Origin of the sequence: uncultured Bifidobacterium sp. (genome assembly GCF_945269915.1) — a bacterium.
Lineage (GTDB): Bacteria > Actinomycetota > Actinomycetes > Actinomycetales > Bifidobacteriaceae > Bombiscardovia > Bombiscardovia indica.
In genome coordinates, this window is record NZ_CALYOY010000023.1 from 1 (window position 1) to 16,954 (window position 16,954).

Below are 16,954 nucleotides of genomic sequence, written 5' to 3' on the forward strand. Positions count from 1 at the left end.
GCAGCCACATCAGGTGCCCGCACCGCCCCAGCGACCGGATTTCATCGCCACAGCCACGTATAATCAAGCGTGTTATTCCTTACACATAGAAGTGGTCGGAAAGGAAACCTATGAGCGGACCCAATGACACTGCGGTCGTGCTCGGTGTACTGGATGAAACAGGCCATGATGAGTCACGAGTGGCTCTGACACCGGACATCGTGACACGACTCAGCAAACAAGGCATCACCTGCATGCTGGAATCCGGAGCGGGGATACCGTCACGCTTCCAGGATGATGACTACAGGCAGGCGGGCGCCCGAATCACCGACAGGGCGACGATCCTGGACAAGGCATCAGTACTGGAGTTCGTGGACCGCCCCGATCCTGAACTGATAAGCCAGATCAAGCCAGGGACCTGGGTGATCGGCATGCTGGGGTCATTCACCGACCAGAAGTACCTGGCCGAACTCGACAAGGCCGGCCTGGTCGGCATCGCCATGGAACGACTGCCCCGTCAGCTCAGCTCGGCCCAGTCCATGGACGAGATGACCTCGCAGAATTCGGTCATGGGGTACAAGGCGGCACTGGTGGCCGCCGATGCCTATGGCTCCTTCTTCCCCATGATGACCACGGCGGCAGGCACCATCCGCCCGGCCAAGGTACTGGTGCTCGGTGCCGGCATTGCCGGCCTTCAGGCCATCGGCACGGCCAAGCGCCTGGGTGCGGTCGTCACCGCCTACGATGTGCGCCCGGCCTCCAAGCAGGAGGTTGAATCCCTGGGTGCCAAGTTCCTCGATCTGGGACTTGACTTCTCCAAGGGGCAGGGTGAGGGCGGTTACGCCCGTCAGCTGACCGAGGAGGAGCAGGCCCGGCAGCAGGAGGCCGTGGACACCAAGGCCGCCGGCTTCGACGTGGTCATCACCACGGCCAAGGTTCCCGGAGGCAAACCCCCCAGGCTCCTGACGGCCAAGGGTGTGGCCAACCTGCACGCCGGAGCCGTGGTGGTGGATTGCGCAGCCAGCGATCTGGGCGGAAACGTGGAGGGGTCCCAGGTGGGAACCCACACCACCGATGGCGGAGTGATCATGATCGGCGCCCCCTACCTGGCCAGTGGTGTGGCCACAACGGCCTCCAACCTGCTGGCCCGGAACGTGGCCGACGTACTGGTGCACTTCGTACGCAACGGATCCCTCAGCATGGACCCGGACGATGAGATAGACCAGGCGCTGGTGGTGGCCGCGGCTCCCAGGTCCGGCTCAGCCGCAGGGGCGGATGAGGCAGGGTCCGACACGGCTGAAACCCCTGCAGCCGCCGAAGCGAAAGGTCAAGACGCATGAACTCCCTGGTCATAGCAATCACCCTCTTCATCCTGGCCCTGCTTATCGGCGTGGAGGTGATCGGCAAGGTTCCGGCCACCCTCCACACCCCTTTGATGTCCGGAGCCAACTCCATTCACGGCATCGTCATCGTCGGTGTGGTCATCATCGCCGCCGAGGCCCACTCCCCACTCTCCTATGTCCTCATCTTCCTGGCGGCCATCCTGGGCACCATGAACGTGGTCGGCGGGTATGTGGTCACCGACAGGATGCTGGAGATGTTCAAATCATCCAAACCGGACAAGGATGCCAAGGCATCCAAGGATGACGAGGAGGCAGGCAAGTGAACGCCCTCGACATCATCACCTGGTTCGTCTACCTGCTTTCGGCCGTCATGTTCGTCATGGGGCTGCACTTCATGAACTCGCCCAAGACGGCCCGCATGGGTAACCGGGTCTCGGCGGTGGGCATGGTCATCGCCGTGGCCATGGCCTTCATCCACCTCTTCGCCACGGGATTCACATCCTCCATGGCCATCATCCTCCTGGTGGCCGGCATCCTGATCGGGGCCCTGGCAGGGGTTTACTCGGCCGAAAAGGTCAAGATGACGGACATGCCCCAGCTGGTATCCATCTTCAACACGGTCGGAGGTGGAGCGGCCGCCCTGGTCGCACTGAACGACATCCTGACCTCCGAGGGCTCCCCCACCCTGGTCGTTCTGATCACGGCCGGTCTGGGCGTGGTCATCGGGTCCATCACCTTCACCGGATCCCTGGTGGCGGCCGGCAAGCTGCAGGGTATCGGCCTGGTCAAGAACCTGAAACTGCCGGCCAAGGCCGTATGGAATGTGGCTTTCGCCCTGCTTACGGTCATCTCCCTGGTCATGCTCTGTCTGAATCCGGAACGGCGGATGCTCTGGGCCCTGCTGACCGCACTCTTCGCCCTGGGATACGGCCTGGTCTTCGTCATCCCCATCGGCGGCGCCGACATGCCGGTGGTCATTTCCGTCCTGAACGCCTGCACTGGTACGGCCGTCGCCATGAACGGCCTGGCCATCGACAATGTGGCCCTGATCGTGGCCGGCGCCCTGGTGGGTGCGGCCGGAGCAACCCTGTCCGTCCTGATGGCCGAGGCCATGAACCGTCCCCTCCTCAGCGTCCTGGCCGGGGGCTTCGGTGGGTCCTCCTCCGCTGATGCCCAGGACCAGGGTGCCCAGGGCACCATGCGGGAGACGACCCCGGATGACGTGGCCGTGCAACTGGTCTATGCCGACAAGGTCATCTTCGTTCCCGGGTTCGGTCTGGCCCAGGCCCAGGCACAGCGTGAGCTGGCCGATCTGGGCGAACTCCTCAAGGGCAGGGGCGTGGAGGTCTCCTACGCCATCCACCCCGTGGCCGGTCGTATGCCCGGACACATGAATGTTCTCCTTGCGGAGGCCAACGTTCCCTATGAGGAGTTGGTGGACCTGGATGAGATCAATCCACAGTTCCCATCGGCCAATGTCTCCTTGGTGGTCGGCGCCAACGATGTGACCAACCCGGCCGCGCGCAGACCGGGAACCGCGGTATCGGGCATGCCCATCCTCGACGTGGACAAGTCCCAGAACGTGGTCGTCCTCAAGCGCGGACGCGGCAAGGGCTATGCCGGCATCGAGAATGAGCTCTACTTCAATCCGAACACGCAGATGCTCTTCAACGACGCCAAGGCCAGCCTCCAGGCCATCATCGCCGCCGTCAAGGAACTGATCGCCTGATCCCCTGAAGAGATTGCGAAGAATGGCCAGGACATCGATTTTCATGCCCTGGCCATTTCATTGAATCCACGAACCTGTCCGCACCAACCGCCGGGCGACCGGAGCGCACGAAACCAGTTCCGAAAACCCGGGCTTTGGCTTGCCCACCCGTAGACCGACCCTCCGCCGACCCCAATGGGAACCCGGAGCCATATGCTGATAGGGATTGAACTCGCATCACCGGCAGGTTCCGGGATGGAGACCAGGCTGAAAGGACAGACATGCTCTCATTCGTCAACGACTATTCCGAAGGCGCCCACCCTGATGTCCTCCAAAGGCTGATCGACACCAATATGGAGCAGCTTCCCGGCTACGGCAAGGACCGGTACTGCAGCTCGGCCGCCCAAAAAATCGCCGAGGCCTGCGCCTGCCCCGGGGCCCAGGTCTTCTTCATGGCGGGCGGGACGCAGACCAACCAGACCATCATCTCCTGCACCCTCAAACCCTGGCAGGGCGTTGTGGCCGCAGACACCGGGCACGTAAACGTTCATGAGGCTGGCGCCATCGAGGCCATCGACCATAAGGTCCTGACGGTGGCGGGAGACCGGGGGAAGATCAGGCCGGACACCCTGGAGACCTACCTGGAGGGCTTCTATGCCGATGGCAACCACGAGCAGATGGTCTTCCCCGGCATGGTCTACATATCCCATCCCACCGAATACGGCACCCTCTACACCAGGCAGGAGCTCCAGGAACTGTCGAAGATCTGCCGCAGGTATGAGATTCCCCTCTACCTGGATGGGGCACGGTTGGGATATGGTCTGGTGGCTCCGGGAACCGATGTGGATCTGAAGGACATCGCCGAACTGTGCGACATCTTCTATATCGGCGGCACCAAGGTCGGAGCCCTCTGCGGAGAGGCGGTGGTCTTCCCCACGGGTGATGCCCCAGAGCATATGAGCACCATGATCAAGCGCCGCGGGGCACTCCTGGCCAAGGGGAGGCTCCTGGGCGTCCAGTTCGACGCCCTCTTCACCAATGACCTTTACCGGCGCATCAGCCGCAATGCCATCGAGACGGCCGGCCTGATCAAGGAGGCGCTCAGGGCGAAGGGGTACGAGACCTATATGGACTCCCCCACCAACCAGACCTTCGTCGTCGTGGACAACCAACGGATGGAGGATCTGGCCAGAAGGGTCAAGTTCGACTTCTGGGAGCGCAAGGACGCGGACCATACGGTCATCCGTCTGGCCACCTCATGGGCCACTTCCAAGGAGGACACCCTGGCCCTGATAGATCTGCTCTGAGCCCGACGGCCCTGGGACGGCTGGGCTTGACACGGTCCAGCCCCTCCCTTCACCCCGGCACTATCCCAATCAGGGGTGTGGAGAAGGGAATTGTGGCCAAAATCACAGGGGCTCCGGGTATCTACTTTCTCACAGTCAAACCGGACTGTCGCGCATTCTTTCCTCAATAGAATCGAGGTATTGGCGCTTGGGGAAGAAGGAGACGAAGCAGTCTCCTCCGAAGGTCAATACCGATTCAAGGACGAAAGGAACCCACATGAAGGCAGTCGTATTCGAGGAGTACAACACATTCCCTGTTCTGAAGGACATGCCCAAACCACAGCCGGGCAGCGGCGAGGTCACGCTCAAGGTCGCCGGCGCAGGCTGTTGCCATTCCGATGTCTCCGTCTTCCAGGAATACACCCCGGAAACCGGCACCCACACCAAGCCGCCCTTCATTTTGGGCCATGAGACCACAGGCTGGGTGGATGAGCTGGGCCCCGACGTGCAAGGGATCAAGAAGGGGGACGCCTACCTGGTCTATGGCCCGACCGGTTGCGGCCACTGCCCCCACTGCGTGGCCGGCCAGGAGAACTACTGCTCCAGCGCGGCCACCAACGAATCCCTGGCCCTTGGCCTGGGCCGGAACGGGGGTATGGCCGAGTACATGACCGTCCCGGTGCGGAACCTGGTTCCCCTGGGCGATGCCGATCCCATCGGCGCCGCCCCCCTGGCCGACGCGGCCCTGACCCCCTATCACGCCATCAAGGCCAGCATGCCCCACCTGGGCGGTGGCGGCAAGTACGCCCTGGTCATCGGCCTGGGTGGCCTGGGCCAGATCGCCATCCAGATACTCCACGCCCTGACCGGCGCCACCATCATCGCCACCGACACCAAGCCCGAAGCCCTGGCCAAGGCCGAGGCCAAGGGGGCCATAACCGTTCCCAGTGACGAGAACGAGCTGAAGGAGATCCGCAAGATCACCCATGGCGAGGGGGTGAACGCCGCCTTCGACTTCGTGGGGATCGCCCCCACCATCGCAGCAGCCCAGGCGGCCGGAGCCGCCGGGTCACGGGTCACCGTGGTCGGCATCGCAGGCGGCAAGGCGGAGTACGACTGGTACTCCAAGCCCTGGGAACAGGAACTCATGGGGGTCTACTGGGGGTCCATCCCCGAGCTCTACGATGTGGCCAACATGTACCGCAATGGGCAGATCCAGACCGAGATCGAGACCTATTCCATGGACGATGCCCTGGTGGCCTACCACAATCTGGTCGATAACAAGCTGTCGGCCAGGGCGGTGGTCCTCCCCAACGGGAGGCCCTGACCAGGCTCCTGAGAGGACGGCCCGGGCCGGTCCGAGGTTCGCCCCGCTACCCGACCGGGGCCGTCCACCCCTTCGGTATACTTGGAACATGCCTGAGCGGATTTCTGCCAGGCATCAGTTGTGCGGGCATAGCTTAGTTGGTAAAGCGCGACCTTGCCAAGGTCGAGACCGCGGGTCCGAGTCCCGTTGCCCGCTCCACGGTTCAACCCTCCCTGTGCGGGGTATCCTCCAGGAGCAGATGGACCAGGAAGACTCCCTCTCCGGCCTCCAGGGTCATGGAACCGCCAAGCGAATCCACCAGGGAATCGACGATGCTCAGCCCCAGGCCGGTGCTTCGGGTCATGGTCCGTGACTGGTCGTCGGTCTGGAACCGCTCCATGAGCCTGTTCACATCCACCTGCTTGCCCCCGGTTTTGTTTCCGAAGTCCAGATGGATCCTTCCCTGCTCCTTGTTCAGCTCAATCCAGGCAGAGCCCTGCGCATACTTGAGCCAGTTGCCGATCAGGTTCTGCACGACCCTCCGCATCATGGTCTGGTCCGTGGTCACCTCCACCCCGGCCTGGATCCCGGGTTCCACGGTGACGGACCGTTCGGTCAGGGCGTCAAAGACGTTGAAGAGCTCCTCCTGGACCAGGGCGGACAGGTTCACCCGGCTCAGGTCGAGGGCCACCTTCTTCTCCTGGATCAGGTTGAAATCCATCAGATAATGAAGGTAATGGTCCACCGACTCCAGGTTGTTCAGGATCCGATCCAGCTGATCCCGGTCGGTCGGTCCCTCCTTGAGCAGCTGGGCGTACCCCCTGGCCACGGTCAGCGGGGTCTTGATGTCATGGGTCAGGTTGGTCAGCATCTGCCGTACCTGCCTGGCCTGCTCGGCCTGGGCGACCTGCAGTCGTCGGGTCTTGTCCAGACCGGTGTTGATCCGACCGGCCAGGGTACGGATGGACCCACAGTTGGAGTCGACGGTCACCGATGCGTTCGTATCACGATGATTGATGTAGTCCAGGTCGGCGCTGATCCTTCTCAGGTCCGCAACCAGCAATCCGAGGACAACCACCAGAACGAGGACAATCAGTCCCAGGGCAAGCACTGCCAGGCTCACAGCCCCACCTCCACAGGTCCCGTCTTCGCGGTCCTCCTTCCCGTCGTCATATGCCATCCCGCCTGACCTCAGACCAGGCGGACACCAATGCCCCAGATCGACACGATGTAGCGCTGGTCCCCAGCATACCTGTTCAGGCTGGTCCGCAGGGTGCTCAGGTGGACGTTCAGGGTGTTCTCAGCATTGATATAGGGCTGGTTCCACACCTCGCGGTAGAGGGCTTCCTTTGCAAAGACCTGGTGGGGATGGTCCATGAGGAGCTCCAGGATGGCGAACTCCTTCCGGGCCAGATCGACCTGGTGCCCATCCACACTGACCGTATGCTCCATGCGGTCGAGTTCGATTCCCTCGAAGCTGACCTTGGGATCAGGCAGTTCAGCGGCATCCTTCCCGACCACGATGGCTCCGGACTGGCGCAGCTGCACCTGGACGCGAGCGCGGAGCTCGTCGATGTCGAAGGGCTTGGTCACATAGTCGTTGGCTCCCTGGTCCAGGAGAGCGACGGTTCTGGTCTTGTCCTGGACGGCCGTGAGGACGACGACCGGAACGGATGACCTACGACGGATGGCCTTGAGCACGCTGTCGCCTGTCACCACCGGGAGCATCAGGTCCAGGAGGACCAGGTCCGGTTCCTCCTCCTGGAAACGGGTCAGGGCCTGCGCCCCGGTCCTGGCCTGGACAACCCTGTAGGTCCCGCCCAACACATCCTTGAGCAGGGCCTGGATATCCTCCTGATCCTCCACCACCAGAATCGTCGGCATGCCTCTCCTTTCCCCACTCACCCCCATGCTACCGAAATCGTCAGGCCAGACCGGCCGATGGGAGGAGGATTTATGTTATTCTTAATGATTCCTTGACTCGGGGGTAAGAAAGCCATCCTAAGGTCGTAGGTAGTCCCAAGCAGAAAGGAACCCCATGGCCAATACCATTCTGGACATCAGCCATGTCAGCAAACGGTTCGGTCGTTTCCAGGCCCTGGATGATGTCAGCATCACCATAGCCAGGGGCGACATCTATGGTCTGATCGGCGAGAACGGGGCCGGCAAAACCACCCTGATGCGCTTGATTACCGGGCTCTCCCCCATGCAGGAGGGCAGGATAAGCCTGATGGGAAGCACCCTGGGCCAGAACAGCCGCATCCTGGGCAGAATCGGCTCGGTCATCGAAACCCCGGCTGCCTTCACCAGGCTTACCGTCGGACAGAACATGAAACTGGTCGCCATCCAGCACGGGTTGATCGACGAGGGCGCCATCGACGAAACCCTGGGCTTCGTTGGTCTGAGCGAAAAGACCAGGACCCGCGCCGGTCAACTCTCACTAGGCCAGCGGCAACGTCTGGGGCTGGCCATGGCCATTCTTCCCCACCCCGATCTCCTCATTCTGGACGAGCCCATCAATGGCTTGGACCCGGCAGGAATCATGGAGTTCAGACAGCTGCTGGCCAGACTCAGCAAGGAAAGGCGGACGACCCTCCTCATATCCAGCCACATCCTGAGCGAGCTCTACCTGGTCTCCTCCAGGTTCGGATTCATCAGCCATGGCCGACTCATCAAGGAGGTGACCAGAGAGGAACTCGACAGAGTCAATCAGGCCGGCATCCTGCTGGATGTGGATCAGAGCGCCAGGGCCGCCATGATCCTGGACCGCGAGGGCATCACCCCCTTCCAGGTCATGGATGATCACCGGATCCTGATCAGACGTCAGCATCTGGAACCAGGCCCCCTCAACCGGCTCCTGGTGGAGGAAGGTGTTCTGGTCAATCACATCAACGACCAGAAAGGATCGCTGGAGGACTATTTCATGGACCTGCTCAATCACGACCCGGAACAGCGGGGACCCGCCACTCAGGACCACCGGAACCAGGGAGGCGATAATGATTAATCAGATCAGAGCCGATTTCTATAGACAGCGACACTCCTTCGGCATGATGCTTCTTTTGGTGTGCACCGTGGCCCTGGGCATCTGGTCCACCTGGTCGAAGACCACTATTGGAATCAGCACGGGTGGCCCGGAATACAGCCACCGACTCCTGGAAATCACCAACGGAACCTGGACCGTCAAAACGGGCATGCAGTTAGGTGCCGACTCCGCCACCACGCTGATCTACCTGTACATCGCGGTCTTCGTCATCGTCATCGGCTGTGAATACAGCCAGCACACCTTGAAGAACACTTTGACATCGGGGATCTCACGCATCCAGTTCATCCTGGGCAAGTACGTGACCATCCTGGCGGATATCCTCCTCCTGACCCTGTGCTACTTCATCTCCATCCTGGCCACAGGCCTGGCCCTGGGAAGGAAGCCGGGCGCAACCTGGGCCGTCCTGTGTCGGGATACGGCAACCATGACGGTATCGGTCGGCTTCTGCATTTCCGTCATCATCAGCCTGGGTATCGTCCTGCTGGTCCTGACCCAATCCACGGTCCTTCCGGCGGTCCTGATCGTGGTGTGGCCGATACTGATCGGCCTACTGGTCACGAACCTGAACTGGAAGTGGCTGAAATACCTCGACTTCGTCGGGTTCGCTGAACAGATCGCCATCGGCACCCTCAAGGTCTACCAGGCCTGGATCTACACCGGGGTATCCCTGGGAGTGGTCCTGGCGTCCGTCATCGGATCGGCCCTGATCTTGTCCAGGAAAGAAATCTGAGGGGCAGCCCCGCCATGAGGATGCGAGACAATCTCGACTGCACGGTTACGGCAACCAGGCTCAGCCAGAACAGGGAACCGGCTTGTGGAGTCGGCCCAGAAAGGATCTGACACCGACGAGGGGAAACCGCACGAGAGTGTGCCGTTCAGCGGTAATCGCGAATAGCCTGTCGAGCCATACCGACGAATTGCCGCACGCATGCCCGGACGGAGTAGACGGTCCTGGTATGCTCCGCGTACTCCCTGGACCAGTGGTCGAGAAGGTCGGGATGCTCGAACCACCAATCAATCCGGTCGGCCAGGACCTGATCCTGGCGGGCGGGGAAGAGTGAGTTGGGGGTCAGGGCGAACTGTCCTGCAGCGCTGAGGTCCGATTGGGCGATGACCGGCACCGCCCCGCAGGCCATACCCTCGAGCACACTCACCGATTCCAGATCGGCGATGGAGGGATGGACGAGGAGATCGGCCTGGCGGAGAAGATCAGGCATGTTCCCGTTGGGGTGGAAACCGATGGAGACCGCACCCTCACCAAGCAGTTCGGCGGCCTCCGCCTTGAGCCGGTGTTCCAAGGGCCCTGTGCCGGCGATGGTCAAGGTGATCTCATCCCTGTGACGGCACCGGGACAGGGCCCGGATCAGGGTGGCGTGGTCCTTCTCCCCGGCAAGCCTTCCCGAGGCCACGATATGGAAGGTCCGGCCCCGACAGGACCTGTCGTAGCGCGTTCCGGGGTTGAACCTGGCCTGGTAACCGTTCGAAATCACATGGAGATGCGCCTCATACCCGTGTGACCGCAGAAGATCGGCCGTCAGCCGTGTGGGCACGTGGATATGGTCCACATGCCCATAGAGCCAGTGCCGGAACAGCTGGTATATGGCTGAATCAACCCCCGGCAGAAAGCGGATGGGACCACTGGAATAGGTGATGTTCTCGGGCTGGATGTGGAAGCCGGCCGTCACCGGGATGCCCATCCTCCGCGCCTGGCCAAGGGCGGCGCGGCCGAAGGCGAAGGGGGTGTAGATGTGCACCAGGTCGACCCCGGCGAAGGCCCTCCTGAAGAGCTCGGGATCCGCCCGGGCGAAACTCATCTGCTGCTTGGCGGCGACCCATGACACCAGGGGGATCCGATGGACCCGGGCTCCGTAGGAGGGGGCACCCAGACCGATCAGGCGGACCTCATGCCCCTGGGCGCGGAGCTCCTGGGCATATTGAAGCGCGGAGTTCGAAGTGCCGTTGCCCTGGTTGCCGAAGGAATCAAGGACCAGCGCCAGTGTCAGGGCCCCGCCCCGGCCTCGTTCATCATTGCCATCGCCGCCCGTGGCAGGCGGGTCGGCGGCAGGGATCTTCATCATGATGGCCTCCGGCCCCATATCACCAGCCATACTGGACACCGCACAGTGGGCGCAAACCCGGCCAATGCCCGGCCCGGCAGTGGAGTTCCCCCGGTCGAATCCGCCGGGCCGGTTTCCGGCACCCTACCCTATTCCGTCAATCCTGGTTGCAGCACCGCTCAACCCGGGCCTTTCCACCACCACGATCCTTCAGGGTCGGAAGGCCGGAACAGCCGCACCCTTGTAGTAGCGGGTGATGGCATCGGCCACATACGTGCTGTGATAGGCGGAGACCAGGGTTGCATAGGTGGGGTTGCCCCTGTCTGCCGCCCTGGCCACGATGATGTTCACATAGGGGTGGTTGGCCGGCGATTCGAGACCTCCCGGCACCTGGTAGATGGCATCATCGACCTTCATGCCTGCATCGATGATGAAGTTGGTGTTGGTGATGCCGGCGGCATAGTCGGGAAGGACGTTCACGATGCCGGTCGGGTCCACCTGGTCCAGGACCAGGCCCAGCGGGTTGTCGACCACATCCTCCGGGACGGGCGTGGTGGCCTTGGGGTCGCGCAACCCGATCAGTCCGGCGCTGTCCAGGACCTTCAGGGCCCGACCAAGGTCTATCGGATCGTTGGGGATGGCCAGGCGATCCCCCTGCCTGATCTGGTCAGGGCTGGAGTACCGCTTGGAATAGAGGTTGAGCGGCGAGATATAGGTGTCGCCGATGGCGGCGAAACGGTAGCCGTTCTTCCGGGACTCCTGCTCCATGAAGGCGTAATGCTGGAAGGCGTTCAGATCGATCTCCCTGTTGGCCAGGGCCTGGTTGGCGTAGCGGCCGTACTGGAAGGACTTCAGCCGCACCCTGAGCCCGGTATCGCGGGCGTCAAGCTCGTGTTGGACAGCCTTCCATATCTCCTCGTCGGCGTTGCCCACCACACCGATGCTGATCTCCCGCTCCCCCAGGGCGGGCCGGTTGATGCGCACATAGGCCAATCCCATCAGGACCGCCACAATCACCATGACCGCGGACACGGCCGCCAGTTCCCTCTTGGCCCGGGTTCTCCTGTTAGCCATACTCCACCCCTCTTCTCTTGGGTCTTTCTCCGCCCGCTACCGGTGCATCAGACCTTGAAGGCGGGCACGCAGGCCCCCTTGTAGACCCTGGTGATCGTGTCGGCGACATGTTTGGAATGGTAGGCGCTGACCACCTTGGCGTAGATGGGGTTGTCCTTCTGATCCCTGGTGGTGACGATGATGTTGATGTAGGGTTTGTTGGCCGGGTTCTCCAGGTCGTAGGGGACCTCGTGGATGGCGTCATGTACGCTCTTACCGGCATCCACAACGAAGTTGGCGTTGGTCACCCCACCGGCGTAGTCGGGCAGGAGGTTGAGGATACCGGCCGGGTCGACCTGTTCGATCTGCAGGTGCTTGGGGTTCTCGACCACATCCTCGGGCAGGGGGTTGGTGGCCTTGGGGTCGCGCAGACCAATCAGTTCGGCATCGGCCAGGACCTTCAGGGCACGTCCCATGTTGGTGGCGTTGTTGGGTATGGCCACCTTGTCGCCGTCCTGGAACTGGGAGGGTTTGGAGTACCGCTTGGAGTAGAGGTTCATCGGGGATATGTAGGTGTCACCGATGACGGAGAGCCTGTAGTGGTTGGTCTTGACGTCATCCTCCAGGTAGGCGTAATGCTGGGCGGCGTTGAAGTCCACCTCCCGGTTGGCCGTGGCCTGGTTGACGTAGATGGCATCCTGGAAGGGCTTGAGCACGATCCTGATGTGTTCGTTGCGGCGGTCCAACTCCTCCTGGACCGCCTTCCAGATCTGGTCGTCCGAGCTGCCGATGACCCCCACCGTGACGGTCCTGGTTCCCGCACTGGCCCGGTTGAGCCGGAAATCAGCCCCGACGACCGCCGCCAGGAGCAGGATCATGACCAGGCCCAGGGCCACCAGTTCCCTCCTGGCGCGACTCTTCCTGCCTGCACGTCTGCGATCTGCCACCTTGCTCAACCTTCCGCTTGGGTGCTCAATGCTCGATGACCTCGGCCAGGAGCCGACCGAAGAGCTCGATCAGGGCGATGAAAATGACCAGGACGATGATCGTGGCGATGGTCACGTCGTACATGTACCGCTGGTAGCCCAGCCTGATGGCGAAGTCGCCCAGTCCGCCACCACCGACGATACCCACCGTGGCCGTCTCCCCCACCAGGCTGACGATCGTGATCGTGGTCACCCGGATGATGGCGGGGATGCCCTCGCGCAGGTAGACATGCCAGATGATCTGCCAGGTGGACATTCCCATGGATTCCGCGGCCTCGATGTATCCCGGGTCCAGTCCCGCCAGAGCGGACTCGATCTGCCGGGAGAAAAAGGGGGTGATGCCCACGACCAGGGGGAAGATGGCACCCTTGGGGCCGATGGCGGTACCCATAAGCAACCTGGTCACCGGCACCAGGGCGGCAGCCAGGATGATGAAGGGGATGGACCTGAAGAGGTCGATCAGCTTGTCCAGGATGTTGAAGACGACCCCGTTGCGACGGATGCCATTGCGACGGGTCACGATCAGCCCCACCCCGATGATCAGGGAAAGGAAGAAGGAGATGACCCCGGAGACACCGACCATGACCAGGGTCTGGACCAGACTGTTGAAGAACTCGGGGAGCCGGCTCATCACATTGGGGAACCAGGCGTTCAGCAAAGACGTCATGACTTGAGTATCTCGATTCCGATATTGCGCGACTTCAGGTATTCCAGCGCACCTTTGATATGGTCATCGGTCCCGGCGATCTTTACCACCAGGCCGCCCAGGGGGGATCCGTCGACCACGTCGATGTCTCCGAAAATTATATTGACATCCAGGTCGAAGGCGCGTGAGATATACGAGACCAGGGCCTCGGAGACCTCCTTGGATACGTAGGACATACGCAGGATGACCTGACCGGGTTCCAGGGCCACCAGAGGCGAATCCTGCGCCAGGAGGTCGGTGATCTTATCCAGGTTGGATGTAGTGGCTATGAAGGATTTGGTCAGCTGGGCCTGGGGGTCGGCGAAGACATCGAAGACCTTCCCCTGTTCGACGATGGTTCCGTGATCGATGACCGCAATCTTGTTGCAGATCTGCCTGATGACGGACATCTCGTGGGTGATCAGGACCACCGTGATACCAAGGCTGTCGTGGAGATCACGCAAAAGCTGGAGGATGGACTTTGTCGTGTTGGGATCCAAGGCGCTGGTGGCTTCATCACTCAGTAGAATATCCGGCTCATTGGCCAGGGCCCTGGCGATGGCAACACGCTGTTGCTGACCGCCGGACAGCTCTGCGGGGTAGTGGTCGGCGAGGTCCGACAAACCTACCAGTTCCAGCAGTTCCGCTACCCTGGCTGCCCGCTGGTGCTTCCACACACTCCCCTCGAGGAGAGGAAGCTCCACATTACCCGCTACCGTGCGGGAGGGCATCAGGTTGAAGTGCTGGAAGATCATACCGGTACGTTGCCTCAGGGAGCGCAGATCTGCGGGAGTCAGATCCTGCACCTCCCGGCCCCGCACCTTGACGCTGCCTGAGTCATAACCTTCCAAGCCATTGATGCACCGCACCAGAGTGGATTTGCCAGCCCCACTCAGGCCGATAACGCCGAAGATGTCACCAGCATCGATATCCAGAGAGACATCAGCCAGGGCTGTCTTGTCTTCTTCCTCACCGCTTCGATAAATCTTGGTGAGATTGCGAATCTCCACCACAGGTATCCGATGGTTCACCTTCCCGCCTTCCATGTCGACTGAGTGTCATAGTAATATCCGCCACGTCACTGGACCAGGCCCACCCCTATAGGTCTTATTTATGAGCGCTTATCGGTCGATGGAAAAACGCGCCGGAAGGCACGCACGGAAACGACACCCTGCCGTGCCATCCCTCCTGTGGGAACCCATGGCAGAATGGGACCATGACCGATTCCGTCGTGCCCAACGAATTCTCGTCCATCAATGATCGTCCCCTCGGCAACCCCCTCGGCAGTCGTCCCACCAGGGTTCTGCTCCTCGGGGCCGGCGAACTGGGACGGGAAATCTGCATCAGCCTGATCCGTCTGGGTGCCTGGGTCTGCGCCGTCGACTCCTACCCGAGCGCCCCGGCAACACAGGTGGCTCACTCCTTCAGGGTCTTGCCCATGTCCGATCCAAAGGCTTTACGGGACCTGATCGCACAGATCGAACCGGACCTGATCGTGCCCGAGGTGGAGGCCATAGCCACCGACCAGCTGGCCTGGGCCGCCGACCGGGGCATCCAGGTGGTCCCGGCCTCCGGAATGGCCGCCATGTGCATGGACAGGCAGGCGTTGCGCACCTTCGCCCACGACACGGTGGGGCTGGATACGACACCCTACCGATTCGCCCAGAACCTGGATCACCTCCGACAGGGGGCTGAAGCGGTGGGCTTCCCCTGCATGATCAAACCGGTCATGAGCTCATCCGGGCATGGGCAGAGTCTGGTCCGCGATCCCGGAGACCTGGAGGAGGCCTGGCGGACAGCCCAGACAGGCGGGCGCGCCCGTGGCCGGAAGGACCAGCCCAGCAGGGTCATCGTCGAGGCCCTGGCCCCCCTCGAACACGAACTGACCGTCCTGACCATCTCCTCCAGCGCAGGAATCGCCACCTGCGAACCCATCGGACAGTGCCAGGAGGACGGCGACTATCGCCAGTCCTGGCAGCCCTCCGGTCTGGACAGGCCCATCCTGGAGAAGGCATCGAACATGGCGGAAAAACTGATCCGGGCCATGACCGACCTGGCCAGGAAGCAGGGCGAGACCGGTTGGGGGGTCTACGGTGTGGAGGTCTTCGTCCTCAAGGACGGCCGTGTCCTTTTCAATGAGGTCTCCCCCCGGCCACACGACACGGGCATGGTCACGATGATCTCCCAGCGGCTCTCGGAATTCGACCTGCATGCCAGAGCCATCCTGGGCATCCCCGTTCACCGGGAGGATCTGGAGCTCACCCTGCCCCCTGGCTGGTCCGCGGCAAGCCAGGCGGTCCTGGTCCGGGGCCATGGACAGGTCACCTTCACCGGAGTCCCCCAGGCACTGGCATACCCGGGAACCGATCTGCGCATCTTCTCCAAGCCCCTGGTGGAAGGCAGCAGAAGGATGGCCGTGGCCCTGGCCCAGGGGGCAGACCAGACCCAGGCCAGGGCAAGAGCCGACCAGGTGGTCCGGGCCCTTCGGGCACAGGTGGAGTAAGGCTATGATTCCCTCGGATTGTCCAGGCGGGAAGACTTGGTACCACTGTGATCAGGGGGTCATTCCACCGCCACGCCGACCCCTCCTGAAAGACCCGTGTTTGTAACTTGCCCTTGCTATTCTGGCCTCGTCCGTAGTCCGGTTATTTCCAATTCGCGAGCGCAGCTCAGGAAGGCGAACCATGGAAAAGTTGGGAATGCTCTACCAAGGCAAGGCCAAGAAGCTCTACGAAACAGATGATCCAGACCTGCTCTGGGTCGAATACACCGACCAGGCAACGGCCGGCAACGGGGCCAAGAAGGAAAACATCGCAGGCAAGGCCCATCTCAACAACCAGATCACCTCGGTGATCTTCAACCTGCTCGGGCGACGCGGGATTCCCAGCCACTTCATCCGTCGGATCTCAGATACCGAACAGCTCAACCGCCGCATGGCCATGTTCCCCCTGGAGATCGTCATGAGGAACAAGGCGGCCGGCTCCTTCGCCCAGCGGTACGGGGTCGAGGAGGGGACCGTCCTCAAGCAGCCCGTCCTGGAGTTCTTCTACAAGTCGGACGCCCTGAACGACCCCTTCATCAACCGCGATGACATCCTGGCCCTGGGTCTGGCCTCCGAACAGGACCTGGACGTCATCGCCGCCAAAACCCGTGAGATCAACCAGGCCCTGATCGCCATCTTCAAGGCCATCGACGTGGAACTGGTGGACTTCAAAATCGAAATGGGGCGGTCCTCGCAGGGGATCATCCTCCTGGCCGATGAGATCACCCCCGATACCTGCCGCCTCTGGTCGACCAGGAACCAGGACCAGGGCATCACCCACCTGGACAAGGACATCTTCCGCAGGGACCTGGGAAGCATCATCCCCGCCTATCAGACCATTCTGGACGGTCTGGCCAGGCTGGACCAGGCGGAAGCACCCAAACAGGTTTGAGACCACCCAGGGGATCCGGTACGGGAAAAGCCCCCCCCCGGAACCTCTCAAGGCCATTTCCTCACCCATCTTCT

At 62.0% G+C, this 16,954-nt stretch carries 16 protein-coding genes and 1 tRNA gene; 10 read left to right on the forward strand and 7 right to left on the reverse strand.

Going from position 1 to position 16,954, the window contains the following annotated elements; translation table 11 throughout:
* The first annotated feature begins 110 nt into the window (after positions 1 to 110).
* The 6 genes from Q0K62_RS05420 to Q0K62_RS05445 all read left to right on the forward strand — a co-directional run bounded on the left by Q0K62_RS05420 (position 111) and on the right by Q0K62_RS05445 (position 5,841).
* Positions 111 to 1,319, forward strand: a complete 1,209-nt coding sequence (locus tag Q0K62_RS05420; RefSeq protein WP_297316963.1) for an NAD(P) transhydrogenase subunit alpha — start codon at positions 111 to 113, stop codon at positions 1,317 to 1,319.
* Positions 1,316 to 1,645, forward strand: a complete 330-nt coding sequence (locus Q0K62_RS05425; RefSeq protein WP_297316964.1) for an NAD(P) transhydrogenase subunit alpha — start codon at positions 1,316 to 1,318, stop codon at positions 1,643 to 1,645. Before Q0K62_RS05420 ends, Q0K62_RS05425 begins: the two co-directional genes overlap by 4 nt.
* Positions 1,642 to 3,051, forward strand: a complete 1,410-nt coding sequence (locus tag Q0K62_RS05430; protein ID WP_297316965.1) for an NAD(P)(+) transhydrogenase (Re/Si-specific) subunit beta — start codon at positions 1,642 to 1,644, stop codon at positions 3,049 to 3,051. Before Q0K62_RS05425 ends, Q0K62_RS05430 begins: the two co-directional genes overlap by 4 nt.
* A 260-nt stretch (positions 3,052 to 3,311) precedes the next feature.
* A complete protein-coding gene (locus Q0K62_RS05435; RefSeq protein WP_297316966.1) occupies positions 3,312 to 4,337 on the forward strand; it encodes an aminotransferase class I/II-fold pyridoxal phosphate-dependent enzyme in 1,026 nt (341 codons plus the stop codon).
* A gap of 256 nt (positions 4,338 to 4,593) precedes the next feature.
* On the forward strand, positions 4,594 to 5,643 hold the full coding sequence (locus tag Q0K62_RS05440) for an NAD(P)-dependent alcohol dehydrogenase (protein WP_297316967.1): 1,050 nt from the start codon (positions 4,594 to 4,596) through the stop codon (positions 5,641 to 5,643).
* Positions 5,644 to 5,765: 122 nt separating this feature from the next.
* Positions 5,766 to 5,841: transfer RNA gene (locus tag Q0K62_RS05445), tRNA-Gly, on the forward strand.
* Positions 5,842 to 5,845: 4 nt separating this feature from the next.
* On the opposite strand, the gene Q0K62_RS05450 is transcribed toward Q0K62_RS05445, so the two are convergent.
* Complete coding sequence (locus tag Q0K62_RS05450; protein WP_297316968.1) at positions 5,846 to 6,802, reverse strand: HAMP domain-containing sensor histidine kinase; 957 nt, start codon at positions 6,800 to 6,802, stop codon at positions 5,846 to 5,848.
* 11 nt (positions 6,803 to 6,813) lie between these two features.
* Positions 6,814 to 7,506: a response regulator transcription factor gene (locus Q0K62_RS05455; RefSeq protein ID WP_297316969.1), complete on the reverse strand. Its 693-nt coding sequence runs from the start codon at positions 7,504 to 7,506 to the stop codon at positions 6,814 to 6,816.
* 154 nt (positions 7,507 to 7,660) lie between these two features.
* Here Q0K62_RS05455 and Q0K62_RS05460 point away from each other — a divergent pair, with 154 nt between their 5' ends.
* Entirely contained in the window at positions 7,661 to 8,626 is a 966-nt protein-coding gene (locus tag Q0K62_RS05460; protein WP_297316970.1) for an ABC transporter ATP-binding protein, read from the forward strand.
* The gene (locus Q0K62_RS05465) at positions 8,619 to 9,395 is read left to right on the forward strand and encodes an ABC transporter permease (protein ID WP_297316971.1); all 777 of its coding nucleotides are present in this window, start codon (positions 8,619 to 8,621) and stop codon (positions 9,393 to 9,395) included. The genes Q0K62_RS05460 and Q0K62_RS05465 overlap by 8 nt, the downstream gene beginning before the upstream one ends.
* A 145-nt stretch (positions 9,396 to 9,540) precedes the next feature.
* Here the strand turns inward: Q0K62_RS05465 and Q0K62_RS05470 are convergent, their stop codons facing one another.
* The 5 genes from Q0K62_RS05470 to Q0K62_RS05490 all read right to left on the reverse strand — a co-directional run bounded on the left by Q0K62_RS05470 (position 9,541) and on the right by Q0K62_RS05490 (position 14,477).
* Complete coding sequence (locus tag Q0K62_RS05470) at positions 9,541 to 10,743, reverse strand: glycosyltransferase (protein ID WP_297316972.1); 1,203 nt, start codon at positions 10,741 to 10,743, stop codon at positions 9,541 to 9,543.
* Between the two features lie 189 nt (positions 10,744 to 10,932).
* Positions 10,933 to 11,796 (reverse strand): MetQ/NlpA family ABC transporter substrate-binding protein, encoded by an 864-nt coding sequence (locus Q0K62_RS05475; protein WP_297316973.1) that lies wholly within the window; start codon positions 11,794 to 11,796, stop codon positions 10,933 to 10,935.
* 47 nt (positions 11,797 to 11,843) lie between these two features.
* On the reverse strand, positions 11,844 to 12,722 hold the full coding sequence (locus Q0K62_RS05480; protein WP_297316974.1) for a MetQ/NlpA family ABC transporter substrate-binding protein: 879 nt from the start codon (positions 12,720 to 12,722) through the stop codon (positions 11,844 to 11,846).
* A gap of 25 nt (positions 12,723 to 12,747) precedes the next feature.
* Positions 12,748 to 13,428 (reverse strand): methionine ABC transporter permease, encoded by a 681-nt coding sequence (locus Q0K62_RS05485; protein WP_297316975.1) that lies wholly within the window; start codon positions 13,426 to 13,428, stop codon positions 12,748 to 12,750.
* Positions 13,425 to 14,477 (reverse strand): ATP-binding cassette domain-containing protein, encoded by a 1,053-nt coding sequence (locus tag Q0K62_RS05490; protein WP_297316976.1) that lies wholly within the window; start codon positions 14,475 to 14,477, stop codon positions 13,425 to 13,427. Before Q0K62_RS05490 ends, Q0K62_RS05485 begins: the two co-directional genes overlap by 4 nt.
* Positions 14,478 to 14,662: 185 nt before the next feature.
* Here Q0K62_RS05490 and purT point away from each other — a divergent pair, with 185 nt between their 5' ends.
* Both purT and purC read left to right on the forward strand, forming a co-directional pair.
* Positions 14,663 to 15,949, forward strand: coding sequence for a formate-dependent phosphoribosylglycinamide formyltransferase (gene purT, locus Q0K62_RS05495; RefSeq protein WP_297316977.1), 1,287 nt, complete (start codon positions 14,663 to 14,665; stop codon positions 15,947 to 15,949).
* 181 nt (positions 15,950 to 16,130) lie between these two features.
* On the forward strand, positions 16,131 to 16,880 hold the full coding sequence (gene purC / locus Q0K62_RS05500) for a phosphoribosylaminoimidazolesuccinocarboxamide synthase (RefSeq protein ID WP_297316978.1): 750 nt from the start codon (positions 16,131 to 16,133) through the stop codon (positions 16,878 to 16,880).
* Positions 16,881 to 16,954: the final 74 nt, after the last annotated feature.

What these genes read in the sequence shown, in the direction of transcription:
- Q0K62_RS05470 (WP_297316972.1), bottom strand. Translation starts at nt 10,743, where the DNA reads ATGATGAAGATCCCTGCCGCCGACCCGCCTGCCACGGGCGGCGATGGC.
- Q0K62_RS05475 (WP_297316973.1), bottom strand. Translation starts at nt 11,796, where the DNA reads ATGGCTAACAGGAGAACCCGGGCCAAGAGGGAACTGGCGGCCGTGTCC.
- Q0K62_RS05485 (WP_297316975.1), bottom strand. Translation starts at nt 13,428, where the DNA reads ATGACGTCTTTGCTGAACGCCTGGTTCCCCAATGTGATGAGCCGGCTC.
- Q0K62_RS05440 (WP_297316967.1), top strand. Translation starts at nt 4,594, where the DNA reads ATGAAGGCAGTCGTATTCGAGGAGTACAACACATTCCCTGTTCTGAAG.
- Q0K62_RS05420 (WP_297316963.1), top strand. Translation starts at nt 111, where the DNA reads ATGAGCGGACCCAATGACACTGCGGTCGTGCTCGGTGTACTGGATGAA.
- Q0K62_RS05455 (WP_297316969.1), bottom strand. Translation starts at nt 7,506, where the DNA reads ATGCCGACGATTCTGGTGGTGGAGGATCAGGAGGATATCCAGGCCCTG.
- purC (WP_297316978.1), top strand. Translation starts at nt 16,131, where the DNA reads ATGGAAAAGTTGGGAATGCTCTACCAAGGCAAGGCCAAGAAGCTCTAC.
- Q0K62_RS05435 (WP_297316966.1), top strand. Translation starts at nt 3,312, where the DNA reads ATGCTCTCATTCGTCAACGACTATTCCGAAGGCGCCCACCCTGATGTC.
- Q0K62_RS05450 (WP_297316968.1), bottom strand. Translation starts at nt 6,802, where the DNA reads ATGGCATATGACGACGGGAAGGAGGACCGCGAAGACGGGACCTGTGGA.
- Q0K62_RS05465 (WP_297316971.1), top strand. Translation starts at nt 8,619, where the DNA reads ATGATTAATCAGATCAGAGCCGATTTCTATAGACAGCGACACTCCTTC.
- purT (WP_297316977.1), top strand. Translation starts at nt 14,663, where the DNA reads ATGACCGATTCCGTCGTGCCCAACGAATTCTCGTCCATCAATGATCGT.
- Q0K62_RS05460 (WP_297316970.1), top strand. Translation starts at nt 7,661, where the DNA reads ATGGCCAATACCATTCTGGACATCAGCCATGTCAGCAAACGGTTCGGT.
- Q0K62_RS05425 (WP_297316964.1), top strand. Translation starts at nt 1,316, where the DNA reads ATGAACTCCCTGGTCATAGCAATCACCCTCTTCATCCTGGCCCTGCTT.